The organism is Candidatus Dependentiae bacterium (assembly GCA_018897535.1).
Taxonomy (GTDB): Bacteria; Babelota; Babeliae; order Babelales; family UASB340; genus UASB340.
Genome location: JAHIKO010000054.1, coordinates 1 through 6,890 on the forward strand (window position 1 = coordinate 1; position 6,890 = coordinate 6,890).

Consider the following 6,890-nt stretch of genomic DNA (forward strand, 5'->3'; position numbering starts at 1 on the left):
AATAAAAAGAGTGCTGGTATTTAGATGCACAATATCAGGCTTAACTTGTTTTAGCCACTTATCAGCAACAAAAAAATATGTTTTAAAACTATCTAAAAGAGATCGTAAAAAATATTTGGCGTGATACCATTTATACCAATAAATTTTTGTGTGTGAAAAATCATTAAGCCCCACAACACCGACAACATTAATGCCATGTTCTTTAAACATGTTTACTGCCTGCGAATCATGTAAAAATAAAACTACAGGTTCATATTTTGTTTTATCCAAATTTTTTATTAAATACAAAAGACTTAATGGTGCTCCGCCCAGGCCTTTACCATGATGTATGTACAAAATTTTTTTCATTTAAAATTCTTTCAAAAATTAACCAACAAAAATTAAATTGATATCTCTTTAATTTTTTGTTTTGAAAAAAATAAAGCTTCGCTATCCGAATCATCTACTGTAAAATTTTTTGTACTGTTCACACTGTTTCTACCGATACAAAAATATTTAATACCCTCTTTTTTCATAATTTCAGGATTAAACATATTTCTACCGTCAAACACAACGGCATCGTTTAATCGCTTAAAATCAAGCGCATTAAATTTTAAAAACTCTTTCCATTCGGTAAGAATTATTAGAAAATCCGAACTGTTAACAACTTGGCTTGCCGAATTTGCAAAAAATATATTCTCTTTAAATATGTTTTTTATATTGCTTACAGCTTGAGGATCATAGGCTAAAATTTTACATTTTTTTTCAAGTAATTTTTTTATCACATCAATTGATGGAGCACTTCTGATATCATCGGTTTCAGGTTTAAAAGACAAACCCCAGATTCCAACAGTTTTATTTGATATTTCATCTTTATAAAAATCTAAAATTTTATTAATAAAAATTTGACGTTGATTTTCGTTAACCATATCTACAGTAGCAACCAAATTCATGGGCTGATTAAATTTTTCACCAATTTTTACAAGAGCTTTTACATCTTTTGGAAAACAACTTCCGCCATAACCGATACCGGCATTTAAAAAAGATGCACCAATTCTTTTATCTTTAGACATTCCAATTTTTACATCAAAAATATCTGCGCCTACTTTATCTGCAAAAAGAGCCAGTTCGTTTATAAAACTTATACGTGTTGCAAGCATTGCATTACTTGCATATTTTGTAAGTTCTGCCGATTCAACATTCATAACTACAAAATCTTGTCGTTCATTTAAAAAGGGTCTGTATAAACTTTCTAAAATAGATAAAGCTTTTTGTGATTTTACTCCTACAACCACTCTGTCCGGATTTAAAAAATCATTTAGAGCATCACCTTCTTTTAAAAATTCAGGATTACTTGCTACATCAAATTCTATATCTAAATCTCGCGATTTAAGCTCTTTAGATATAATTTTTTCAACTTCAGCCGCTGTTCCAACCGGTACGGTAGATTTGTTTATAAATAAACAGTATTTATTTAAATTAGCACCCACTTCGTGAGCAACATCCATAACAAAAGATAAATCGGCATCACCATCGGGCAAACTCGGAGTTCCCACGCAAGAAAATATAATTTCCGGATTATTATTTTTAAAAATTTCTTTAATTGAATTTACAAAAACAATTTTATTTTTTTCAATTGCTGTTTTCAAAAGTTCTGCAAGACCGGGTTCATAAAAAGGCACACGACCGGAAAGTAAATCTTTTATTTTGCCGGAATCCCTTTCTATTACTGTTACAAAGTTGCCCTCTTTTTGTGCAAAGCAAACTCCGGTAACCAATCCAACATACCCAGCCCCTATAACAGCAATATTTTTCACGCAGCTCTCCTTACAAAAATTTTTTCCAAAAAAAATATGTCTTTTCTGTTATAAAATCATAAGAAAAATTATTTTTAAAATTCTCAAAACCTTTATGAGCAAAATAATTTCTCAATTTTTCATCAAACATTAAAGTTTTTAATTTTTCGGCTAAATCGCTTACATCTCCTTGCTTGAATATTAAGCCTGAATCTTTTACAACTTGCGTAATGTTTCCACCGGTACTTCCAATAACCGCGATTTTACAGGCCATAGCCTCAATTAAAACATGTCCAAATTGTTCCTTCCATCCCGGAATATCATAGGAAGGAAGAACAAAAATATCAAATTGATTTAAATATTTTCCAATATTTTCATGAGGCATAGCCGGCAAAAAATCAATAGAATTCTGTAAATTATTTGATTTAACAAATTTAATTAAATTTTCTTTTTCTTTACCGTCACCTATAAAAATTAATTTCCAATTATCTTTATGATCAATTAAAGAAAATGCTTTTACTAAATCAAAGACCCCTTTTTCTTTAACTATGCGACCGATAAAGCCTATTTTAAAATGACCGGATCCTGAAATAAGCCCGGGATGCCCCTCTGGCTTAAAATAACTTTCATTCACACCTAACTGAGGCAAAACTTCAATTGGTTTTAAAAAATTTTTAGCTCGCAAAATCTTTTCAGCCTCAGTATTCCCTACAATTGCGCCACAAGAATTCTTTAAATTAAATCTTTCTACAAACGACCAAAATAACTTATATTTCAATGACCATTTGTGTTGCCAATTAACCCAGGTAAAAAAAATAAATTTAGTTTTTAATCGCAAAAGTTTTGATAATAAAATTAACTGAAAATATGAAAAAGCATTATCACCTTGTTCGACATAGACAATATCAGGTTTAAAATTTTTAAGTATTTTAAATAAATCTAAAAATTTATAACTATATAAAACTTCGTTACCGGCGTTTCGCGTATCAAGTGCTATAAATTCACAATTATTTAAATTATCTTTTTTCAAATTACCGGCACTAATATTAAATAACGTTGCAGACCACGTTTTGGGAATTAAAATTTTTAGATCTAAATTATTATACTTGTTTGCAAGTATTTGCCATTTTATACGATTTATCGATGCAATGTATGTATGACTAACTATTAAAATTTTCATTATTTAAATATTTTAAAGTTAAAAAATTTTGTATAGTCCACTTTTGAACGGCAAAACCCGATTCATGGTGTTTATAAACAGTTTCCAAATTTTTGATATCAGGCAAAAATAAACTTTTATTTTCAAATTCTTTTTTCAGTAAATCTTTATAGTATTTTTTAAAATATTTACCATTATTAAACCAACTCGCAATTGGGGACGCAAAACCAACTTTTTTACGATAAATAATTTCATTGGGTAAATACTTTTCAGCAACTTTTTTAAGTAAATATTTTGGCTGATTGTTTTTTACTTTTAATCTTGCAGGCACATTAAACATAAATTCTACAAGTTTATAATCCAAAAATGGCTCTCTGGCCTCAAGACCATTTAGCATAGACATTTTATCAGCCCGCATCAAAAGAAGCTCGGGTAAGCGAATTTTTAATTCCAAAAAAGTTAACTCTTGGACGAAATCCAAATCCTGATCTTGCATGGATGCTAAATAATTATTTACAATATCAAAACTATCAAATTCTTTTTTATTAAAAATAGCTTGTTTTTGATGCTCATTAAATGAAATAGCTCCGGACCAAAATAAATTTTTATTATTAGCCCAATTGTGCAAAATCTCTAAAAAATTACTATTTTTATAAAATAAATTTTTACTTAATTTATAAATAAATTTTTTGGTAAAATTTGGTACATATTTTTTACTTATTTTCCAATATCTGTCGTAAAAATTTTTATAAGATAAATAAGTTTTATATCCAAAAAAAAGCTCATCGGCACCTTCACCCAGATGTACAACTTTTATACCGTTATCACGAGCTAATTTTGAAACATAATAAAATGGAATACAAACCGGATCTGCTAACGGCTCATCAAGTTGATAAACCATAGATTCAAAAAATTCAAATGCCTCTTTTTCTGAAATTAAAATTTCATGGTGATCGGTATTAAATAATTTTGAAACTTTTCTGGCACAAATTAGATCGTCTTGTTCGGCAGAATTTTTAAAAGCAACTGTAAAAGTCTTTATATTTTGTGTAAATTTCGACATTAAGGCAACATTTAAACTGGAATCAAGACCTCCGGACAAAAAAACGCCACAATCAACATCGGTTGGAATTCTTTTTTTTACAGAATCCAAAAGTAATTTTTCAATTTCACCTAAAACAAATTTTTCGTCAGTTAATTTTATTTTTTCTTCTAAATTTATAGTTTTTATAGGTGAATAGTATCTGTTAATTTTTATATTTTTATCTTTATCTACAAACAAATAAGTTCCGGATTCAAGTTTTAAAATATCTTTATAAATAGTTTGCGGAGCCGGTGTAATCATAAAAGTTAAATAGTTATATAAAGATTTTTGGTCAATCTCTTTTTCAATCCATGGTAATGCAAAAAGCGCTTTAATTTCTGATGCAAAGCTTAAAATATTATTTTGTATTGAATAATAAACCGGTTTTACACCAATTCGATCTCTTATTAGATAAAATTTATTTTGTAAGATATCAAAAAGAGCAATCACAAACATGCCGTCAATTTTATTTAAAAAATCAATACCCCATTTTTTATAAGCATAGATAATTGTTTCTGCATCACAATTTGAAAAATATTCATATCCGGAGAGTTCAAGCTCTTTTCTTAATGCTTCATGATTATAAATTTCACCATTAAAAGAGATTACTACAGTTTTTTCTTTATCAAGCATAGGTTGGTGTCCGGCGACACTTAAATCTACAATACTCAATCTTGTATGAGCCAGGCCCAAGCCAAACTCGTCTGTTTTCCAGATACCAAAATCATCAGGGCCTCTATGTGATATTTTTTCTCGCATCTTATAAAGAAGCTGTTCATCAATTAAAAAATTATTTTTGTCTAAATTTAAAAAACCTGTGATTCCACACACAAATAACTCATTATTTTAAAATTAATTTTGTAAGTTATGATAATTTTTCACGTGTCATCCCCGACTTCGATCGGGGATCCAGTCCTATCATACCATCGCCCAAAGCAGGCGCATTGGGCTACCACAATATCGCATTGCATTCGCAACGCTACTCGAATTTTGTAATTTATTTATCTTTATATATTAATATTTTCTTCTTTTTTTATACTATCGCTAAAAATTATATCATTTTTTTCAATCTCATATTCAAACAAATTTTTAAGCTCCGGATAAACAGTAATAAATCCATTTATTAAAATAGATTCAAATTTATTTTTTGAATAATTATCTTTTACAAAACTTGAAGCGTATTTACTAAAATCTTTGTATATATCGTTAGAAGATAAAATATATAAAGCTTTTTCTGCCATATTTTTATAATCATTTATATTTACTAAAAATCCATTTTTACCATCAATTACAAAATCTTTTGGTCCGCCGCAACTTGTTGCAACCACAGGAATACCATAAGACATAGCCTCCAGTCCTATTAATCCTAGACCTTCCTGATATGAAGTGATAAGTATTAAATCTGCAATTTCATAAAATTGTGCCAATTCATTTTTATTAAGATTGCCTGTAAAAATTATATTCTTATAAAAACTTTGATTACTAAATTTTATAATCTGCTTTTGCTCAGGCTTACTTCCAACAATATATAATTTTATAGAATTATCTTTTTCGTAAATATTATTAAAACTTTGCATTAACATATCAAAATTTTTTCTTGGATCTGAAAATCTTCCAACAGCTATTATATTTTTATTTTCAGATAAAGATTTTCCATTAACCTTTACGCCCATAGGAAAACCGCAAATAGCTAAATTATCTCTATTGTGACCAATAATCTGATTGATACGTTTTTTTGTATCTTTGCTTATAGGTAACGAATATGAAGATTTTTGAAAAATTTCTTTTTCTATTTTTTTCATCTTAAATTTAGAAAAAAAATCAATAAATTTTCTAATCATTGGCAGTTGATCTGCGCGCTGAGCTCTATCATCTTGATAACCGGCAGAAACAATAGATAAAAATTTTTTATTTAATTTAACTAATGGGTAAGCTGCAATATTTGAACCACTGACAAGAATAAAATAATCATAATCTTGAAGCACTTTTTGCCACAAATTTAAACTATACTTATAGTGTCCCGGTTCCCAAAATGCCCATTTCGAACCAACCTCAACAACTCTCATTCCCAAATAATTGGTTTCTCTTATATCATTTTTAAAATTTAAAGTTTTTAAATTTGCAGAAATTTTTGAATCAAAACTCAAATAAAAAACAGTTGGGTCAAAATATTTGCCCAAAAATTTGTAAACTTCACGCAAATATGAAAGAACTCCGCCAAAACTATAATTGTTTTTTATAGTTAAAATTGCAATTTTCGGTTTTTCCATTACTACAAACCCCTTTTTTTTAAAATTACATGCTTTGAATATATTCCATAAACTTTTTTAACACAATTTTTAGTTCAAATTCTTGAACTCTGTTATAAGAATTTAATACGATTTTTTCTCTTTCTTGTTTATTATTCAAATAATATTTAATTTTTTCACATAATTTTTCAATTGAATCAAAACAAACAATAGACTCATTTTCTTTAAATAAAATTTCAGCCTGTTCTTCAGAATGTTGCGTTAATAAAAAAGATTTGGTCGCCGGAACTTCCATGGTTCTCATATTATGTGATGTTGTATTTTGTTTTCTTATAAAATTCAAAACAATTTTAGATAATTTAAAAGCTTTAATTAGATCATCTTTATAGATAGCATTTCCCCTAATTTTTGATCTTAATTTAGAATTTTTGGGCAACATTTCAAACCACAAATTTCCCCATATTGCCAAATCTAAATCAGGCATAAGTTCTATAAGTTTTGTAAGACATAATTCTCGTTCTTTATCCCAAGTGCCAACAAAACAAACTTCGCTTTTATATTTGGATATATCTTGATTTGAAAAGATTATCTCTTTGTCGTAAATATTTTTGTCATACGCGAAT

6 protein-coding genes are annotated in these 6,890 nt (G+C 28.2%); all 6 read right to left on the bottom strand.

The window, feature by feature from the left end:
• A partial coding sequence (locus tag KKE07_03460) for a hypothetical protein (protein MBU4269908.1) occupies nt 1-348 on the bottom strand: 348 nt, incomplete at its 3' end.
• Between the two features lie 32 nt (nt 349-380).
• Nucleotides 381-1,787 carry a UDP-glucose/GDP-mannose dehydrogenase family protein gene (locus tag KKE07_03465; protein MBU4269909.1) on the bottom strand — a complete coding sequence of 469 codons (1,407 nt, stop codon included), beginning with the start codon at nt 1,785-1,787 and terminating at the stop codon, nt 381-383.
• Between the two features lie 19 nt (nt 1,788-1,806).
• On the bottom strand, nt 1,807-2,955 hold the full coding sequence (locus KKE07_03470) for a glycosyltransferase family 4 protein (protein ID MBU4269910.1): 1,149 nt from the start codon (nt 2,953-2,955) through the stop codon (nt 1,807-1,809).
• Complete coding sequence (asnB, locus tag KKE07_03475) at nt 2,936-4,849, bottom strand: asparagine synthase (glutamine-hydrolyzing) (protein MBU4269911.1); 1,914 nt, start codon at nt 4,847-4,849, stop codon at nt 2,936-2,938. Before asnB ends, KKE07_03470 begins: the two co-directional genes overlap by 20 nt.
• Before the next feature lie 176 nt (nt 4,850-5,025).
• Nucleotides 5,026-6,288, bottom strand: a complete 1,263-nt coding sequence (locus KKE07_03480) for a glycosyltransferase family 4 protein (protein MBU4269912.1) — start codon at nt 6,286-6,288, stop codon at nt 5,026-5,028.
• Nucleotides 6,289-6,313: 25 nt separating this feature from the next.
• Nucleotides 6,314-6,890: glycosyltransferase (locus tag KKE07_03485; GenBank protein MBU4269913.1), on the bottom strand; the 577-nt coding region annotated here is incomplete at its 5' end.